This window comes from Candidatus Cloacimonas acidaminovorans str. Evry, assembly GCF_000146065.2.
In the GTDB taxonomy this organism is placed as follows: domain Bacteria; phylum Cloacimonadota; class Cloacimonadia; order Cloacimonadales; family Cloacimonadaceae; genus Cloacimonas; species Cloacimonas acidaminivorans.
Genome location: NC_020449.1, coordinates 790,785 through 810,003, shown reverse-complemented (window position 1 = coordinate 810,003; position 19,219 = coordinate 790,785). Strand labels below are relative to the sequence as shown.

Sequence of the window (19,219 nt, the reverse complement as noted above, 5' to 3'; positions counted from 1 at the left end):
ACATTGATATGCTTTTCTGTTTTGCCGAAGCGAAATTCGGCAACCTAATTATTCTGCCAAATTGGAATTTGGCAACGCGGAATTAAAATATGAAAGACCTGATTATAAACGCATTTGAAAGCGCTCTCAGGCAACTAAATACACTGCCTGAACTAAAAAAGGACTTGGAAAAAAGACCTCTTTCCCCTCCTGTAAAAATTTTAGCCATCGGAAAAAGTGCTTTTCCAATGGCTAAGGTGTGTGTAGACATATTAAATAAAAGGGAAATAAATTATTCCGGCTATCTGCTTACAAAATATGGAAATGTAACCGGAATAATACCCAATTTAATAGTTAGAGAAGCAAGCCATCCCATTCCTGATATCAATACTATCAAATATAGCCGGGAGATTCTTTCCTGGCTACAGGAACTTCATGCAAATGAAGAACTTATAATCCTGCTTAGTGGAGGAGGAAGTTCTCTATTTGAAGTGCCAATTAACGGTTTTACTTTAGAGGATTTGATTGCTTTTAATAAGAACCTGCTGCAAAGTGGCTTAAATATCAAAGAAATGAATTATGAACGCGCTAAAAAGTCCAAAGTCAAAGCCGGAAAGGCACTTAACTATATAAAAGCTATGAAAATATATTGTTATGCTCTTTCCGATGTCCCGGATAATGAACCTGAAATTATTGCTTCCGGCTGTTTTTTCCCTGCTAATTCCCAAAAAATTGAAGATAATTATTATCAGGCAAAATTGAAAAAGGGCAAGCAGGAACTTTACTATTCTATTATAGGCGATAACTTCTCTCTTCGCTATCAGTTAGCTAAAGAACTTCCTCCCCCCGTTTATGTTCAGCCCCGATATTTTTCTGAAAATGTAGAAAATGTAGCAGAATTTATTGCTGATTTTGCTTTTTCCACAGACAAAAAAGGGATGTATATCTTTGGCGGAGAAGCACCTGTGAAAGTTACCGGAAATGGAATTGGAGGACGCTGCACACATCTTGCCCTTTTGCTGGCAAAAAAAATCGCCGGCAAAAAGCATATTACTTTTTATGCTCTTGCCAGCGATGGAAATGATAATTTAGAAAATGTATCAGGTGCCTGCGTTAATCAAAATACACTTAACCAACTGCAAGCAAAGGGAATAGACATCTTTTCAGTTATTGCCGAATGTGATTCTTATTCAGCCCTGAAAACTATCAATGCTGTCGTTCCCGCTTTTCAAAATCCCCTTAATTTAAATGATATTTACCTCCTGCAATTGTATTAATCTCACGCCGATTACGCTGATTTCGCAGATTTTATTATTTAAGGTCTGGATGATTTTTGTCATTGGCTATTCTTATGATATTGTCTTTGATGGAATCAGTATTGAAGTTAATTAAAAAGCCCAGAGGTTTCTTTGCTAATTTCAAGTATGTTATTAGCTGCTTATGATGAACAGGTAATAATGTTTCTACCGATTTCAATTCCATTATCACTTGTTCATTTACCAAATAAGTCCAGAAGATATTGAATATTATTTCTTGAAAGAAAAGCCACTTGTCATTCCTGCGAAAGTAGGAATCCATATAAGTTTAGTAATGTATTTATGTCTTTTTCAAGATAAATATAGTATAAGACCAAGATCAAAACCTTTATAAAGAACTTCTATAGGAACTTGGTTTTGAACTTGTAACTCCTTATTCTGCAATTCAATAATAAGAGCTTGTTCATAAACTTTTTCCAGTAATCCGGGTCCCAGTTCATTATATACATCAAAAACAGCACCCCTAATTTGATAGCTTATCTCGTTCAAATTCATTATATTATAAATCTTTAATCTGCGTTATCTGCGAAATCTGCGTGCAACCCACTTAAAGCTGATTTCGCAGATTTTATTATTTAAGGTCTGGATGATTTTTGTCATTGGCTATTCTTATGATATTGTCTTTGATGGAATCAGTATTGAAGTTAATTAAAAAGCCCAGAGGTTTCTTTGCTAATTTTAAATATGTTATTAGCTGCTTATGATGAACAGGTAATAATGTTTCTACGGATTTCAATTCTATTACCACTTGTTCATTTACCAATAAATCCAACCGATATTGAAGATCAAGATCAAAACCTTTATAAAGAACTTCTATAGGAACTTGGTTTTGAACTTGTAACTCCTTATTCTGCAATTCAATAATAAGAGCTTGTTCGTAAACATTTTCCAGTAATCCGGGTCCCAGTTCATTATATACATCAAAAACAGCACCCCTAATTTGATAGCTTATCTCGTTCAAATTCATTATATTATAAATCTTTAATCTGCGTTATCTGCGAAATCTGCGTGCAACCCACTTCAAGCTGATTTCGCAGATTTTATTATTTAAGGTCTGGATGATTTTTGTCATTGGCTATTCTTATGATATTGTCTTTGATGGAATCAGTATTGAAGTTAATAAAAAAAGCCCAGAGGTTTCTTTGCTAATTTCAAGTATGTTATTAGCTGCTTATGATGAACAGGTAATAATGTTTCTACCGATTTCAATTCTATTACCACTTGTTCATTTACCAAATAAGTCCAGAAGATATTGAATATTATTTCTTGAAAGAAAAGCCACTTGTCATTCCTGCGAAAGTAGGAATCCATATAAGTTTAGTAATGTATTTATGTCTTTTTCAAGATAAATATAGTATAAGACCAAGATCAAAACCTTTATAAAGAACTTCTATAGGAACTTGGTTTTGAACTTGTAACTCCTTATTCTGCAATTCAATAATAAGAGCTTGTTCATAAACTTTTTCCAGTAATCCGGGTCCCAGTTCATTATATACATCAAAAACAGCACCCCTAATTTGATAGCTTATCTCATTCAAATTCATTATATTATAATTCTTTAATCTGCGTTATCTGCGAAATCTGCGTGAAATATTATTGCAGTATTGTCATTTTTCTAATGTAATTCCTTTCCCCACATCGCATTATGACAGTATAAATCCCTGAACTACATTCCTTTCCTTTTTCATCACACCCATTCCAAAGATATTTGTAATTCCCTTTTCCGCTATGTTCCAATATCTTTCCCCAAACCTTCTGCCCCTTTATATTATAAATAGCCAATTCCATTAAACCGGCATTATCCATATCATAACTGATAGTGGTGCAGGGATTAAAAGGATTGGGAAAAATACTCGTTATTCCTTCCCGCAAAGGAATTTCAGCTCCTGAAACAGTTACCGGCAACTCATACTTGCAAATTGAAGGACCAAATAACTTTTCCTTCCCGTTATAATCAATACATTGCAGCCAATAATGATAATTACCTGCCTCGTTTATTGTTTCATCGGTATAAATATACAATTGCAAAGAAGTATTATTCGTTGCTTCAATTAAAGGTGAAACCAATTCTGCATTTGTAACATCATCTACATCGTTTCTATAAATATAATACCCCAAAAGATTTGTTTCCGATTGCGTTACCCACATAAGTTGAATCCTATTCCGATAATCTAATTCTGCCCTAAAATTGGACAGCTCTACCGGCAAAGTATCTTCCGCAGTAGTTATTTGAATAGTATTTCCTGTTGTATTATACATAGTTGCAAATCCGGAACCGTTAACTTCAAATACCTTTGCATAATAGGTCGTAGAAGATGATAAACCGGAAACAGTTACAGAATTTCCAGTGCCATTATAAACAACCTGCTGACCTTTACTGCCAAAAACAGAATTCGCCTCCGGATCTGTTCCATCCTCAGGAGCTATAATATTGCTATTTGTGCTTAAAATAACAATTCTTTTATTACCATTACCAGGGGTCCAGGTTAGCTCAATTGAATTTGAGGAACAATTTTGATTGCTAAAAAATGACGCTTGATTAGAGGGACTTGAATAAAGCGCTTTGGAATAAACAATGTTATCTACAAAGCAATTAGCCACATTATTGTTACTGCCAGCACCATAAAACATAAAAGAATTTATAACCTTATTGTCAGCAATATTTGCCTTTTTTAAACTATATTTTACCCCATTAATCCATAAATGCATATAATTTTGGTTAAGGGTGTTAGAAGTTCCATTTTTATAATAAGATTTATTAAATTCTGTATTATTCCCCCAAATCTCTATTAAATAATTTGTCCCTTGGCTTATTGGATTGCCACTTAATGTTCCAATACTGGAAAGACCCCAATGATATTGTGTTATTATAGAGCCGGATTCCCCAAAAGTAAATGATAGTATTGTGAAAGAATAATCTCTGTTATAGCCCGAATCACTTGAGAAATTACTATTACCATTATTACCCATAACAAAATAAAAAGTTCCTGAATTAGCTGTATTCCCTCCTTCAAAATCACCAAGAAGAAGATTAAATCTTATATAGAATAGATTAGTACCTTCATAATTATATATTGATGCCTTAGTACTATTACCAGTATTTGATGCTACAATTCTTAATTCGGAACCTGATCCAAAATCTGCTATACCAGGATTTTCCAGATTGATACTGCCACTACTACCTACTCTAATAAAATCTTCACCTGATAGAGGTTGAGGTAAAAAATTAAAAGAACCATGTTCAGGGTTAGAATAGGATTTTATATCGGTGCCAAAATCATAAATCCAAGGTTGAGCAAAAAGAATACCTGCTATCAACACAAACCCAAATACACTTACTACTGCCTTTTTCATACTTATCCTCAAATTTAATTTCTTTCCTGCAATATCTATCAATATTATCAATCAGCACTATTTTCAAGTCCATAGCGATACTGTCAAGCACAAATTTTTATTTTATCTAAACTCCCATTAAGTAGGGCATTTCCATTACGGCAAATTTCGATCCGGCGAACAGATGAAAGTATTAAAAACTTACACCTTTAAAAAGTTCTGTAGGAACGACAGGTACTAACAACGGGTTTTAACCCGGCGATAAGAAAAGAACCTACAAAACTATATTTATTGGGGAAAATAGGAGCTGTCTCACAACTAAAAAATTCTTTCCATAGGAAGGGGATAAAGATATTTTTGCCGGGTTTTGAATCGGAGATTTCATGAAAAACGGAGACTAAAGAGTAGTATTTCCCAAAAATTTATGGAGGAGATATATAGTTTCCTCCCAACTCGATTCATAATCCGCTTTTTAGCAAGTTTCTAGCCTAATTTCCTCCTTTATGTTCCTGTCATTGTAGCCATTGAGGCATTATAGAATTTCTGGATGTTATGTCCAAGCAAGACCAGCAGCAACTGGTTTTTACATTTACTTAAGGATCTGACTGTAAAGCGACTAAATTTACTATTCCACTTAATAGAGGCAAACACCGCTTCCGGTTCAATACATCGTTTTTTCATCAGTTTCTTTCCTTCTTTCGATTGAAGGTTATGAACCGTTTCTTGCCTCAGAGGACTCAAATAAGGATCATAGACCAAGTTTTTACCGCTCTTATTCTTATAGGGAATGCATTTCTGCACAAAGGGACAATCTTGGCAATCTTCACATCTATAACTCTTTACGGTTCTCTCCGGTCCATTAGCCCTAACCACTTCCTCATTATCTAAAGTCAATGTCTTACCATTAGGACAAACCCATTGATCCTTTGTTTCCTCATAGACGAAACCGGGTAATAAACTATCCCAGTAATCCCGTTTGTAATCCGGGGGCTTTAAGTAACTGACAATCTTCTTCTTATGGGTATAATCCAAATTTACTGAAATGCCATAAGCGGCATCTCCTATTACCTGTTTGGGATAAGTACCCAAACTGGTATAATGAATATCCATTAGTGTAGTGTATTCTACTGCCTCCCGGGGTACATTATAGAGATGCACGGCAGTGACAAATTGGTTAGAAGTACTGATTGAGGATACATATCCCGGAGCTAATAAACTGTCTTTCATCCGGATAAAAGTGGCATCATTATCCGTTTTGGAGGCACTGTTTCTATCTTTACCAATAATCTCAATTTGTTGATCGTATTTCTCTAGTTTGGGCACATCCAGTTTTTGTATCTTATTAAGCTCTGACAGTAAATGGTTGATATTTTTTATAGCAGGAGCGTTAGAAGGAAGGTGTGTTTTCAAAGTATCAACAGCTTTCTGCAGTTCTGATTGTGCCTTTTCCACTGCTTGAGCAATCTCTTCCGGCTCAGCCTCTTCTACATTGAGTTCATTTAAAAATTCTAACTGAGTACCAACTTCTCTTAAATCTTGATCTCCATATTGAAGCTGTTCCTCTTCATTCAATTTTTTGATCCGGCAAAACAAATTATCCACTCTTGTCTTAACCTGCTCCTGATATCTGAGAGCCGACTTTTTCCAGATATAGGAATTCTTACCAGCATTAGCTCTCAAGGTCGTGCCATCGATAAAACAAGAATCCAATTCCAGATAACCTTTTTCCTCTGCCATTAAAACGACCTTACAAAAAACCTCTGCCAATACATCCTTACATCTTGTCCAGGCAAAAGTATTGATCGTTCTGAAGTCCGGTTGCTGATCCCCTGTTAACCAAATAAAATTGATATTCTCCCTTACTGCTTTGGCAATCTTACGACAAGTGTAGATACCATTCATATAAGCATAAACAATGATCTTTAACATCATCTTGGGATTATATGCCGGACTGCCTTCGGGACTGTATTGAGCATGAAGCTTGGTTAAATCCATATTCTCAATCAGGTCATTAACAAAACGCACTAAATGATGCTCCGGAATTCTGGCATTGATGTCCAAACCGAAGATGTCTGTTTGCTCTTGATTATATTCTCTGTAACTCATTTCTGAACTCCTGATGTTTATGAGACCATATTCCAAGAGCATTCAATATTGTCAAGTAAAATCTTATATCTTTTTATTGATTTTTATCTTATTTTAGTTTCGGGACAGCCCCGACAGATACTAACAACGGGTTTCAACCCGGTGAGATATATACTTATTTAGGAAGATATTTAGGATTATATTCTATCTTATGTTTTTTGAGGAAAAGCTCATATTCTTCTTGAACTGTCTGATGTTTATGATGTTCCACTTGATTTTCTATATATTTTACAACCGTCTAAAACATACTTTGAGACACGGAAAAAGCACCATAACCTTCTTGCCAATGAAATCTATGGGGAAATAATCTTATTTCATTAGCCCAATGACTGGAATTAGCTTTAGCAAATTTAGCTAATTCTGATATAGAAACATCCGGGTGCATTTTAACAAGTAAATGAATGTGATTTTCTGTCCCATTTATAGCTATTGTTACACATTTTTTTTGATGGATTAAACTAACCAAATATGGGTAAAAACGTTCTTGGATCTCTGGCTTGAGAGCACATTCACGTTCTTGAACTATAAAGACATAGTGGATATAAAGCTGAGTAAAACTATTAGGCATATATTCTCTTATAATATTCACCGGGTTGAAACCCGTTGTTAATATCTGTCGTCCCGATGGGACTTTGCTCCCAAAGTTGATATGTTTTTTATCTTTTCACCGGGTTAAAACCCGTTGTTAGTACCTGTCGTCCCGATGGGACTTAATATTTCTATTTATTAATCCCATAAATCCTGAATATCCTGTTCATCCCAGACCTATTATTAGTTCAAAGTTCAAAGTGCTGGAGTTCAAAGTTCAAAGTGTTGGAGTTAGAAGTTTTTTTGGTGTCTTCGGTGATCTCGGTGGCTAATAAAAAATCCCATAAATCCTGAATATCCTGTTCATCCCAGACCTATTATTAGTTCAAAGTTCAAAGTGCTGGAGTTCAAAGTTTTTTTTTAGTGCCTTCGGTGATCTCGGTGGCTAATAAAAAATCCCATAAATCCTGAATATCCTATTCATCCCAGACCTATTCAAATCTGCGAAATCCGCGTGAACTTCTAATTTGACCTGGCACCCTTAACAACAATATTCCACACACTTTTCCAAAAATACACCCAGTCCGTCTTAAAGGGTTTTTCCATTTTCTTCATAATATATCTTCTTTCCGATTCCACAATTTCTTCAAAGCTTTTAGGCATATCAGCATAGAAGGGAGGAATCAAACCCGGTTTCAGTTTTATCCTAAGTTCTTGCATTTCTGGTGGATAAAGATAAAAATAGTGATCGCTCAAAGCTCGCACTCCCACTAAAGACAGATCACCCTGAAGGAAATTGATAAGTTGGGGTAATTCATCCAGCCACAATTTTCTTAAGACCTTCCCCCAGGAAGTTACCCTAAAATCATTGGAGAACTTGCCTCCTTCCTGCAAAGCATTGGTCTGATACACATAGTCCTGCAGATATTCACTATAAGGATGCATAGTCCGCAGTTTTTTTAGGTAAATTGTTTTACCGTCTTTACCTTTGCGTTTTAAACGAATCAGAGGTCCATAAGTTGGATTGGGATCCGTGCAAGGTTTTTTTGTCTTTTTCAGGATAAAATACATCATATCGTCAATTTCGCGTTTATGAATCAGTTCAAAACCGCAAAAATAGAAGCGTCCCAGCATTTCTGTTTCCGAAATGGCTCTATTTTTACCTTTCGTTATGGCAAAATACCAACCCTGTAAAATTGGCAATTTAGGAAAAACGCGCCTAAAAATAAAATCGATCCCATACAGGATCGATCCAAGATAAGGTGTCCAACGCTTATAAAAAAGATTATGCCTCTCTGAGATGGTTTGTCCTTTACAGATAAAGACACCTCCCTCAATCAGCAATTCGTTAACCCGGATAAAATAATAGTTCAGCCGACGTAAATCATTTATTTTATGCAGATTGATAAAAATCTGCCGACTGTTCACCGGCTCATTTTGAATATTGAAATAATTTTCGGAATTAAGGATTAAAGTACCATTTTTGCTGAAACGACCCAGGTCCAGATAGTCATTTATGAATTCAAATAACTGCGGTTGCTCAGCCAAATATTGTTGCCAGAGCGGAATAAGAATGGAATCGGAATCAATATTCTCGCTAAAAGGTAAATGATAGGGTTCATTACTGATAATGGGAACAGCATTTGCCGAATCCAGAAAGAACTTTGGACTCTGCATATTTTCCATTGCTTTGGAATGCGTTACCAAATTTGTAGATGCATAACTCTCATTTTCCTTATGAAAACGAAAAGTATAATAAACAGCAGGGTAAAAAAACAACTCTAAAACAAAAGATAGGGATATCGTTCCGAAAACAATGTAACGAGAATAATAAAACTTCCCCAGTAGATACATTAGACCAAAAATAAAAGCCACCGCTATCAGATCGCATTTGAAAATTCGTTTTACATAGTCAGCTCCGCCACCAATAGTTTTAACACTGTATTTCTGACCCCAAAGTCCGGAACCAAGCCAAATAACAGCAAAAGGGACAAAACTGCGATAATAAGTAAGAATTATCCTTTTGGTGCCTGGCCTAATCTTTGCGGCAAATAAAAACGCAAAGACGATGATCAGCAGGTCCAAGGCAAACAGGGCATACTTCGCAATCTTATTCTTCATGTCCCACGCAGATTACGCTGATTTCGCAGATTTTATTATTTAAGGTCTGGATGATTTTTGTCATTGGTTATTCTTATGATATTGTCTTTGATGGAATCAGTATTGAAGTTAATTAAAAAGCCCAAAGGTTTCTTTGCTAATTTCAAGTATGTTATTAGCTGCTTATGATGAACAGGTAATAATGTTTCTACCGATTTCAATTCTATTACCACTTGTTCATTTACCAATAAATCCAACCGATATTGAAGACCAAGATCAAAACCTCTATAAAGAACTTCTATTGGAACTTGTTTTTGAACTTGTAACTTCTTATTCTGCAATTCAATAATAAGAGCTTGTTCATAAACTTTTTCCAGTAATCCGGGTCCCAGTTCATTATATACATCAAAAACAGCACCCCTAATTTGATAGCTTATCTCGTTCAAATTCATTATATTATAAATCTTTAATCTGCGTTATCTGCGAAATCTGCGTGCAACCCACTTAAAGCTGATTTCGCAGATTTTATTATTTAAGGTCTGGATGATTTTTGTCATTGGCTATTCTTATGATATTGTCTTTGATGGAATCAGTATTGAAGTTAATTAAAAAGCCCAAAGGTTTCTTTGCTAATTTCAAGTAAGTTATTAACTGCTTATGATGAACAGGTAATAATGTTTCTACCGATTTCAATTCTATTACCACTTGTTCATTTACCAATAAATCCAACCGATATTGAAGACCAAGATCAAAACCTCTATAAAGAACTTCTATTGGAACTTGTTTTTGAACTTGTAACTTCTTATTCTGCAATTCAATAATAAGAGCTTTTTCGTAAACATTTTCCATTAGCCCGGGTCCCAGTTCATTATATACATCAAAAACAGCACCCCTAATTTGATAACTTATCTCGTTCAAATTCATTATATTATAGTACTTTAATCTGCGTTATCTGCGAAATCTGCGTGGGACAATAATGCGTTCTATCTATAAAATTCTACGGTGCGTTGCAATCCCTCTTTAAAATCCACCCTTACCTCATACCCTATCAACTCTTTTGCCTTATCTATCCCCGCCAAAGAATGTTTCACATCGCCTGCTCTCTCTTTTTCAAATATCGGTTCAATATCCTTCCCCAAAATCTCATTCAAAAGCTTTACTAAATCCAGTAAAGTATAACTCTCCCCGCAGGCAATATTGATCACTTCTCCAGCTGCTTTTTCTGCAGTGCAGGCCTGAATATTTGCCCACACATTATTTTCCACATAAGTAAAATCCCGGGATTGACTTCCATCCCCGTAAATAATAGGTCTCTTATCCGGCATCATCAATTTTATAAATTTTGGAATTACAGCACTATATTGTGAAGTAGGGTCTTGATTGGGACCAAACACATTAAAATACCTGAGCGAAACAGTTTCCAATCCATATAACTGATAGAAAATCTGGCAATACCGCTCCTGTGTATATTTAGTTAAAGCATAAGGCGACATCGGATTAACAGGCATCGTTTCCACTTTGGGAAGGAATTCGCTATTGCCATAAATTGAAGATGACGAAGCACAAATCACTCGTTTCACTTCAAATTCCTTGGCTGCCTCCAAAATGTTCAGCATCCCCAAAATATTTACATCATTTGTAGTTATGGGATCATTTATGGAACGCGGAACGGAAGGTAAAGCACCCTGATGCAAAATATAATCCACTCCCTTAACAGCAGAACGGACAATATGAAAACTTCTTAAATCCCCTTCTATCAATGTCAACTTCGGGTCTTTCAGTAAAGGCAGGATATTTTCTCTTTTGCCAGTTGCAAAATTATCCAGAACCCGAACTTCCTGATTTTGTTTTAATAATTCTTTCACAATGTTGGAACCGATAAACCCGGCTCCCCCTGTCACCAAATACTTCATACTTTATCCTCTCACGCAGATTACGCTGATTGCGCAGATTTTAATAGGTCTGGGATGAACAGGATTTTAAGGATTTTGGGGATTTTTTTATCAGCCACCGAAGCCACCGAAGCCACCGAAAAAAAACTTTGAACTCCTGCACTTTGAACTTTGAACTCCCGCACCCTGAACTCTAACACCTATTCATTATAAACAATAATAATTTTCTTTTTAACAACCTCATATAAAAAAACTACAAATTGAAAGCCAGTAAATTCAATCTATCCCGTCATCTGCGTTCTATTAAATCCCTATAATCCTCTTTATCCATTACTTATTCTATGTGTGTAATTTGAGAGAGACCCTTTAGCGGAATTTGTGTGATTTTTTTATCCGTGAAATAAGTGACACTTGTAAGAGACCTTTTTAATAAAGTCCCCCATTTAAATTAATTTGGCTACCAGTAATATAATCGGTAGCTATCAAGTATTCAACCGTTTTTAAGATATTAACAGGATCTCCTAATTTTCCAATCGGTATAGAATTTATTATTTTATTTAGCAAATCAGTAGGAACATCTTTAATCATACCGATATCAAAATAGCCCAGATTGACAGTATTTATAGTAATTCCATAAGTTGCATTTTCTATAGCTACAGTTTTAGTTAATCCCCATAACCCTGCTTTAGAAGAAGAATATGCACTTGTCCCCGAAACTCCAATTTGAGGAACTACAGAGGAAAATAATATGATCCTACCATATCTTTTATTTCTCATAAGAGGCAAAATGTGTTTTAGAGAAAGCTGAGCTCCAATTAAATTGGTATTGATAACCTCAAGCCATTTGTCTGTTTCAGCTTTATGAGTAATACAGTTATAATTTAACCCTACACAATATATAAAGGACAGTTCATCTGAACAATTAGCTACATTATTTATCCATTCTTCTATCTCAGGTTCTTTAGTAACATCTACTTTGTCCATTTTATACTTTAAATTTTGCTTGGGGGGATGTGAATTATAAGTTCCAAAAACCTCAAAACCTTTTTCACTAAATTGTTCTGCTAAATATTTACCTATTCCTCCGGAAGCCCCCGCAATTAAGATTTTCAATTTTTTTTAGCTCCACCTAATAATGGAAGCACCATAAGTCCACCCAGAACCTACAGCAGCAAATAAAACCAAAGTTCCCGGTTTTAATTTCCCTGCCCGATTCACTTCATCTAATAAAATAGGAATAGTGCCACCAGATGTATTGGCATAACGATCCATATTAGTCATTACTTTTTCAAAAGGCAAACCAATAACTTCAGCGGTATCTTTTAAAATCTTAATACTTGGTTGATGAGGTATCATATAATCAATATCATTTATACTTAATCCCGTATCCTTTAACACTTGCCATATAGCTTTAGGAAGAACTTTTACACCTGTCTCATATACAGCTTTGCCATTCATTTGAAAATAGCGATAGCCAGCATCTACATTTTCATAACTTAAAGGGAATTCAGAACCACCTCCTGGAATAGTGAAATTCCATTTACCTCTACCATCTGTATATAATCTGAAAGCCAAAAATCCCCCATCTGTTTCTGTATGTGATAAAACAGCAGCTCCAGCTCCATCTCCAAAAAACACACAATCTCTTCTACTCCAGTCAATTATCTTGGAAAAAGTATCAGCTCCAATAATTAAAGCATTATTATAAACACTGGTTGCAATAAATTGAGAAGCTGTAGATATACCAAAAAGAAATCCTGAACAAACAGCTGCAAGATCAAAAGCTACAGAATTATAAGCTTTCAATTTATCTTGAACAATAGCTGCAGTAGAGGGAGCTAAGCGATCAGGGGTAGCAGTCGCAACTATAATAAGTTCTATATCATCAGGTTTCAGACCAGCATTTTCAATTGCTTTTTTACCTGCTTCAACTGCAAGATCACTTGTTGTTTGGTTTGGTAAAGCAATTCGTCTTTCTTTAATACCAAGATTTTCTTCAATCCATTTGGCACTTGTAGGTACAATCGTTTCAAGATATTCATTTGTGTAAACTGTTTCAGGTGTATAAGAACCAGTCCCAATTATATGAACATTCCTAACTAACTGTTTCATAAATCCTTCTAATATTTAAAATCCAAATTCTTTTTTCCGCTTTTCAAGAATAGCATTGAAATTTTCATCTGTATAGTTTTTTTTCAATTTCGGAGCTAGATCCTTTTTCACCTGAGCAGGAATACCGGCTGCTAAAACAAGAGGAGGAATTGATTTTGTAACAACACTACCGGATGCAACTATAGAACCCTCACCAATCGTTACGCCTGGTAAAATAGTTACATTGATAGCAATCCAAACATGCTTCCCTATATTAACAGGTGCTACATAGGCCTTACTAACTTCACTATGATATTCAAGGGGTTTAGAATGAGTTAAAATAAAATTATTACCGGCAATTGATGATCCTCTTCCAATAGACACAAAATAAGGATACACATCATCAATTGTAACCAAAGGACCGATGTGAACATCTCTGGCGATCATAACACCTCTCATCTTTTGGAGTTTAACCCGAATACCATTAAAAGGCATTATTCTTGATATTACTTGTAACCAATGATCTTTAGTTCTTGAAGCTAAAAACCTGCATTGTGCAAAAGGACCCGAAAATCCATGTTCTTTTGTAGTATGTTTCAATGCCTTAAAAAAAGACCTTTCCTGATGAAAAGGGAGAGGATGAAATTCAACTTTCAGATATGCTTTCATAGGTTGCTTATTTTACCTTCATTTAAAGATACATATTCCTGCATAGTAGTAAATGCATATCCTTTATTAATATAATATAATACAAGCTGTTCATATAATGGCAAAGCATTTTCACCCAGATTCTTGGTTTTAAGTTTAGCTCTTAATAAATCGCTTAAAACATAGGCAATAACATTATCAGAACGACGCTTTATAATTCTTGGTTCGTTGCTTTCATCAATTATTTCATTAGGATGTATAATAAAAACTAAGGGCTTGCGATTTAATTTTGCTTCCAAGTGCAAAATCTTTTGATGATAACTTGTTATTTCAGGCATAATTCTCATTGTTGTTCCGGCAAAAGGAATAATTGTTGCCGAAGGAGGAATTTCTACTAAGTTACTTTGACCTCTTATAAATATATTATTCCGATTTGTTCTATATGGTAAACGAGGTGCATTTAAAAACTTGATTTTTTTCTTAGAGCCAAAAGAAAGAAAAAAATCAAACCTTTGAGAAGCAATTGAGCTATCAATACGAAAACCTGTTTCTAACAACGCTGTTGCAGTATTTGGAGATACTCTTAAAGCTGGAGCTCTAAAAGAAATTATTGGTTTACCGCTTATATCTTCAAGTAGCTTTTTTGAATATTCAAGATGCTTGACCTGCTTTTCATAAGGCATAATATCAAAGCCATTTTCTTTTAGATGTGACTTCCCATGAGAGCCAATTTCGTGTCCCAAATTTGCCGCCATTTTTACTACTTCAGGATATAGTTTTGCAATATACCCTGTATAGAAAAAGGTTGCTTTAATTCCATATTTTGCATATAAATCCAATAATTTGGGCATCCCTTTTTGTAAAACTTTTTTCCCCGTAGAATCACGCAGATCGTTAAACCATATAGATGTTGTTTCTACATCATTACTAAGAAGAGCATAAAATGGCTTTTTAATATTATTGTAACTGATAACTATTCTATCCTTTAATCTTAGGATTTCTATAATGGATTTTATAGAAAGTATGAGCTATTGAAAATATTTTTACAAATAACCATTCAGGCAGATTATTTGTCCATTGCTCAGGATGAGCATTAATTAATATCTGTTTAGGAAGGGTCTCAATATTTTTGATAATATCCTTTGTTTTATAAAAGTTATAATTATAGGAACTCTTAACATTGTCTCTTAAGGACATTTTGAATCCATTCCATCTTCTGCCTGTATCTGAAAGGTATAATACTTTGTTATAATCTAAGCTTATATATGGTTCACAGATTAAGCTAAAGTCCTCCAATTTATAATAATTCCATAGATCACGATTATCATAAGGACTTCCACTGCTACCGTGCATACAAACTGTTTTTACAGGATAAAAATATCGTATCTTGGACAGATTCTTTTCAAATGAATGTATTGCTTCCTCAATATCACCGTTACAAGTAGCTAAATCTTCATAATGGTAACCAATTTCATGCCCTAAATCTACTATCTGTTTAATGATTTTAGGGTTATAGCTTTGCGGACCAATTCTAAAATAATAAGTTGACTTAATACCTAAACTGGCTTCTAATTTTGCCAATCTAATTGCTGCCCAGTTTCTTAGGTCAACATCATGCCTTAAAACTACAACTTGAGCATTTGGTTTTTGAATAAAATCTTCTACTCTTTGGAAATTATAACCTGCTTCCGTAAAGGCATCCAACAATTCACCATACTTTCTAACTGTAAAATCCCTTTTCAAAATTAAGCCACCGAAATTACCGAAAAATAGTTTAATGGACTATTCTCTTAAATTCTAATTTTGCCTCATTCCCAAAATTTAATATATAGCCAACTTTAATTCCTGTAGCAGTTAGATAGTTCATTATTTGAGCAGAATGCAATGGATGAATTACATTACACGCCTTAAGCTCCAGTATAATTTTACTATCTACAATAATATCAGCAACATAATCACCAACAATCTGATTTCTATAAAAAACTTGTATAGGAACCTGAGATTCAAAATTAATGTCTTGATATTTGAATTCTACACATAAAGCTCGTTCATATACCTTTTCCAAATATCCAGCACCAAGTTCTTTGTGAACCGCAATTGCACAACCAATAATTCTATCACTCAGCTCTTTCTCATATATCATAACTTTTTACCTTCTCCTCTCTTATTTTGAATATTAAATGACTTTCTCAGTGCCCTCAGTGCTCTCAGTGTCCTCAGTGGTTATATTTTTTCGGTGGCTTCAATGTTCTCGGTGGCTATAAATCTCTTTTCGGTGGCTTCGGTGTTCTCGGTGGCTTATATTTTTGTATTATAAATCTCTTTTCGGTGGCTTCGGTGTTCTCGGTGGCTAATTAAAATAAACAGCATAGCCAACAACGCTCCAAAGAGATTCGCTATCATATCCATCGGATTAAATGTTCTATAAGGTATAATAATCTGTAGCAATTCAAGCCCCAGAGCAGAAATAAATACAATCCCTCCAAACTTCAAAACCTCATTCCCCTCAAACCAACAAACATTCTTTATCTTCCCTAAAACCCATATCCAGGCAAACACTAAGAAAGTTAAGGAATGAACTACATAATCCAGCCGAAATTGGTAAATCTTATTACCACTCAAACTTCTATTTGTCTCTTTTCCCAAAGGGATAACATTCAACACTAAAACCACAATAAACCATCCCCAAAATAACCATTTTACTCCATCTTTCCTATTTTCCTGTAACATAATCCTATTATTTCTCAGTGTCCTCTGTGCTTTCAGTGTCCTCAGTGGCTAAATTTTTTTTGTGATATCGGTGTTTTCAGTGGTTTTATTATCAATGAAGTATTATTCAATTGAACTCCAGCATTAGTTACTGGACTTGTTTTAAAAGGAATATATTCTATTATCCCCCAGTTTCCACCATGGGATGTATCATGAGGAGGAGCATCATAATAATCATATATCATATTAGCAATATCGTCACTATTAGTAACTCCCCAATAATTATTATGAAAATCAAGGGGCATAGGATTACCACCATAAAAATAAACAGCTTTACATAGAACAGCATAATCTGTGGACATAAAATTATTATTATTTGCTTTTGTCCATCCTTGAGTAAATGTATTTTCCCAATTTGATGTATTAAAAATATTAACGCATGTTTCTGAATTTATTTCATTATATAAAATTTCCAAATTTGAAGCTCCTGAATTAGATAAAGCATTTTTGCTATCTTTGAATGAATTATATTGTGCTATGGCTGTAGATTCCCAAAGGGTTTGAATTTCATAAACACCATTTATAAAATAATTATTCTGAATAATAGAATTCTTTCCTATTTCTGTTTTAATTGAACAAGCATTTTTATAGAATATATTTCTTTCTAACACAACTTGGTCAGTATTATAACAATAAACAGTTTCGGATTGAATATCTTCGTTTATTAAAAAATTATTATGGCGAATTTCTATATTGTTAACATTAAAGATTTGAAGAGAATTAATATTCCTTATAAAACCACAATTTTCAATTATCAAATTTTTCTTTGTAATTTTCAAGCCGTCATAAAGATAACTAAAAAGGATATTATTCAGATTGGAAACTGACGAATTTGCTGTAAATTCAATAGCAAGACCATTTATAACTTGTGAATTGGGGTTGTAAATACGATTGGAAGAAGTTATAATAACCATATTATTGTCTTCCCGCTGGGTAATAAAGTTTCCATTTATTTGAAAAATAGCTTTAGGATCAATAATAAGTCGAGTATTTGTCTGGGCAATTATGTTAGAACCAAGTAAACTAACACAATTGCCTGATATTCTATAGGTTCTATCTGAAATAAAAATATATTCATTAGTGATACTATGGGGAACTTCCAATTCTGGATATAAACGGAGTTCTTCCATATTATACTCAGGACTATTTAACTCAATATCATACATATAATTATACCCCCAACCTTCTTTATAATAAGCAATAATATAGTTGCCATAAGTAATATCTGAAATCTCAAATTTCCCTTCTGAATCGGTATATACAGTTCTAATCGGATTATATGCTCTGTGATCAAAATACACATAATCATTTATAGGATAAGGAAGTTGAGGGTATTCTCTATTTACATTTTTTATTTCTATAGGAACAACATCAGCAGAAAAAACAGATACAATAATTCCAGAATACTCTGTTTGACCATCTAAATATATCACACCTGATATAATACCCTTTTGTGTCTTCGTCCCATTGTCACAACTTAAAATAAATAGTGAACATAATATTATTGAAATAATAAAAGAAAACTTAATTTTCATAATTTCATTCCATTAACTCTTGCAAACTTTTTAATAAATAATATACTATATTCCATATTCAAACCATAGTATATTAATAGTCATCATTAATTTCTTGATCTGAAGTATTCCTTTCAAACCATAAGCTAATTATAATTAAGTAAGTAATACAAATATCAAATTGTTCCGGAATCTACAAAAACATTTGCTCCAGTAACAGAACGGCTATTATCACTTAATAAGAATTCAACCATATTTGCTACTGATTCAACTGTTGTAGGTATTTTTAAGGAAGTTCTCTTATATATTCTATCTCTTTGTTCTTTACTTAAAGTACTACTCATTGAAGTTTCCATAAAACCTGCCACTAAAGCATTAGATCTTATTCCTTTTTCACCCCATTCCCGAGCAGTGGTTTTTGAAAACGCTTCTAATGCTCCTTTTGTAGAGGCATACATAGCCAGCCCTTTATATCCAGTATGAACACTAATAGAAGAGATATGAACAATAGACCCAGAAGTTCTATGTAGAAGCATATTACGAATCACATATTTTGTAATCATCATAGGAGAAAAAACATTTATTTGATACATTTTTAACAGCGGTTTATATTGCAAATTACTTATTATATCATCGTAAGCAATTGCTGCATTATTTACAAATCCATATAGTGGGATATTGAAACCAATAACTTTATTAAAGATTATATCAATAGAATTGTCAATATTTCCCAAATCACAATAAATATTTGTAAGTTGTTTTGGATGAAGACATTCAAGTTCTTTTAAAGTATCAGTTTCTTTCAAAGATACCCCATAAACATTATATCCCTTTTGAAGCAAGTTTTTAGCTATCTGTAGGCCTAAACCTTGCATTATACCTGTAACCAATACATTTTTCATAT

21 protein-coding genes and 1 pseudogene are annotated in these 19,219 nt (G+C 34.0%); 1 reads left to right on the top strand and 21 read right to left on the bottom strand.

Annotated elements, in window-relative coordinates; all coding sequences use genetic code 11:
* Window positions 1-89 precede the first annotated feature (89 nt).
* Window positions 90-1,256, top strand: coding sequence for a DUF4147 domain-containing protein (locus CLOAM_RS03345; protein WP_015424447.1), 1,167 nt, complete (start codon window positions 90-92; stop codon window positions 1,254-1,256).
* Window positions 1,257-1,290: 34 nt separating this feature from the next.
* On the opposite strand, the gene CLOAM_RS10045 is transcribed toward CLOAM_RS03345, so the two are convergent.
* From CLOAM_RS10045 to CLOAM_RS03240, 21 genes and pseudogenes are all read right to left on the bottom strand, one after another.
* Window positions 1,291-1,557 (bottom strand): GxxExxY protein, encoded by a 267-nt coding sequence (locus CLOAM_RS10045; protein WP_044278890.1) that lies wholly within the window; start codon window positions 1,555-1,557, stop codon window positions 1,291-1,293.
* 29 nt (window positions 1,558-1,586) lie between these two features.
* Complete coding sequence (locus CLOAM_RS10040) at window positions 1,587-1,790, bottom strand: GxxExxY protein (protein WP_015424443.1); 204 nt, start codon at window positions 1,788-1,790, stop codon at window positions 1,587-1,589.
* 76 nt (window positions 1,791-1,866) lie between these two features.
* The gene (locus CLOAM_RS03330; protein ID WP_015424445.1) at window positions 1,867-2,262 is read right to left on the bottom strand and encodes a GxxExxY protein; all 396 of its coding nucleotides are present in this window, start codon (window positions 2,260-2,262) and stop codon (window positions 1,867-1,869) included.
* Window positions 2,263-2,411: 149 nt separating this feature from the next.
* Window positions 2,412-2,606 carry a GxxExxY protein gene (locus CLOAM_RS10035; protein ID WP_015424444.1) on the bottom strand — a complete coding sequence of 65 codons (195 nt, stop codon included), beginning with the start codon at window positions 2,604-2,606 and terminating at the stop codon, window positions 2,412-2,414.
* A 29-nt stretch (window positions 2,607-2,635) separates the two neighbouring features.
* On the bottom strand, window positions 2,636-2,839 hold the full coding sequence (locus CLOAM_RS10030) for a GxxExxY protein (RefSeq protein WP_015424443.1): 204 nt from the start codon (window positions 2,837-2,839) through the stop codon (window positions 2,636-2,638).
* Between the two features lie 49 nt (window positions 2,840-2,888).
* A complete protein-coding gene (locus CLOAM_RS03315) occupies window positions 2,889-4,649 on the bottom strand; it encodes a hypothetical protein (RefSeq protein WP_044278887.1) in 1,761 nt (586 codons plus the stop codon).
* Window positions 4,650-5,129: 480 nt separating this feature from the next.
* Complete coding sequence (locus CLOAM_RS03310) at window positions 5,130-6,734, bottom strand: IS1182 family transposase (protein ID WP_157859997.1); 1,605 nt, start codon at window positions 6,732-6,734, stop codon at window positions 5,130-5,132.
* A 154-nt stretch (window positions 6,735-6,888) separates the two neighbouring features.
* Window positions 6,889-7,341 (bottom strand): annotated as a pseudogene (gene tnpA, locus CLOAM_RS03305) (IS200/IS605 family transposase).
* Between the two features lie 482 nt (window positions 7,342-7,823).
* A complete protein-coding gene (locus tag CLOAM_RS10025) occupies window positions 7,824-9,422 on the bottom strand; it encodes a sugar transferase (protein ID WP_015424438.1) in 1,599 nt (532 codons plus the stop codon).
* Between the two features lie 35 nt (window positions 9,423-9,457).
* Window positions 9,458-9,853 (bottom strand): GxxExxY protein, encoded by a 396-nt coding sequence (locus CLOAM_RS03295; protein ID WP_015424437.1) that lies wholly within the window; start codon window positions 9,851-9,853, stop codon window positions 9,458-9,460.
* Between the two features lie 76 nt (window positions 9,854-9,929).
* A complete protein-coding gene (locus tag CLOAM_RS03290; RefSeq protein WP_015424436.1) occupies window positions 9,930-10,325 on the bottom strand; it encodes a GxxExxY protein in 396 nt (131 codons plus the stop codon).
* 59 nt (window positions 10,326-10,384) lie between these two features.
* Window positions 10,385-11,314, bottom strand: a complete 930-nt coding sequence (locus CLOAM_RS03285) for an SDR family oxidoreductase (protein ID WP_015424435.1) — start codon at window positions 11,312-11,314, stop codon at window positions 10,385-10,387.
* 405 nt (window positions 11,315-11,719) lie between these two features.
* Entirely contained in the window at window positions 11,720-12,406 is a 687-nt protein-coding gene (locus tag CLOAM_RS09025) for an SDR family oxidoreductase (protein WP_015424434.1), read from the bottom strand.
* A 6-nt stretch (window positions 12,407-12,412) separates the two neighbouring features.
* Entirely contained in the window at window positions 12,413-13,405 is a 993-nt protein-coding gene (locus CLOAM_RS03275; protein ID WP_015424433.1) for a 3-oxoacyl-ACP synthase III family protein, read from the bottom strand.
* Between the two features lie 15 nt (window positions 13,406-13,420).
* Window positions 13,421-14,053 (bottom strand): acyltransferase, encoded by a 633-nt coding sequence (locus tag CLOAM_RS09020; protein ID WP_015424432.1) that lies wholly within the window; start codon window positions 14,051-14,053, stop codon window positions 13,421-13,423.
* The gene (locus tag CLOAM_RS03265; RefSeq protein ID WP_015424431.1) at window positions 14,050-14,883 is read right to left on the bottom strand and encodes a polysaccharide deacetylase family protein; all 834 of its coding nucleotides are present in this window, start codon (window positions 14,881-14,883) and stop codon (window positions 14,050-14,052) included. The genes CLOAM_RS09020 and CLOAM_RS03265 overlap by 4 nt, the downstream gene beginning before the upstream one ends.
* Window positions 14,884-15,010: 127 nt before the next feature.
* Window positions 15,011-15,775 carry a polysaccharide deacetylase family protein gene (locus tag CLOAM_RS03260; protein WP_015424430.1) on the bottom strand — a complete coding sequence of 255 codons (765 nt, stop codon included), beginning with the start codon at window positions 15,773-15,775 and terminating at the stop codon, window positions 15,011-15,013.
* A gap of 31 nt (window positions 15,776-15,806) precedes the next feature.
* Window positions 15,807-16,175 (bottom strand): GxxExxY protein, encoded by a 369-nt coding sequence (locus tag CLOAM_RS03255; protein ID WP_015424429.1) that lies wholly within the window; start codon window positions 16,173-16,175, stop codon window positions 15,807-15,809.
* A 155-nt stretch (window positions 16,176-16,330) separates the two neighbouring features.
* Window positions 16,331-16,762 (bottom strand): VanZ family protein, encoded by a 432-nt coding sequence (locus CLOAM_RS03250; RefSeq protein WP_015424428.1) that lies wholly within the window; start codon window positions 16,760-16,762, stop codon window positions 16,331-16,333.
* Window positions 16,763-16,803: 41 nt separating this feature from the next.
* Complete coding sequence (locus CLOAM_RS03245; RefSeq protein WP_015424427.1) at window positions 16,804-18,336, bottom strand: hypothetical protein; 1,533 nt, start codon at window positions 18,334-18,336, stop codon at window positions 16,804-16,806.
* 155 nt (window positions 18,337-18,491) lie between these two features.
* Complete coding sequence (locus tag CLOAM_RS03240) at window positions 18,492-19,217, bottom strand: SDR family oxidoreductase (protein WP_015424426.1); 726 nt, start codon at window positions 19,215-19,217, stop codon at window positions 18,492-18,494.
* Between the last annotated feature and the right edge of the window lie 2 nt (window positions 19,218-19,219).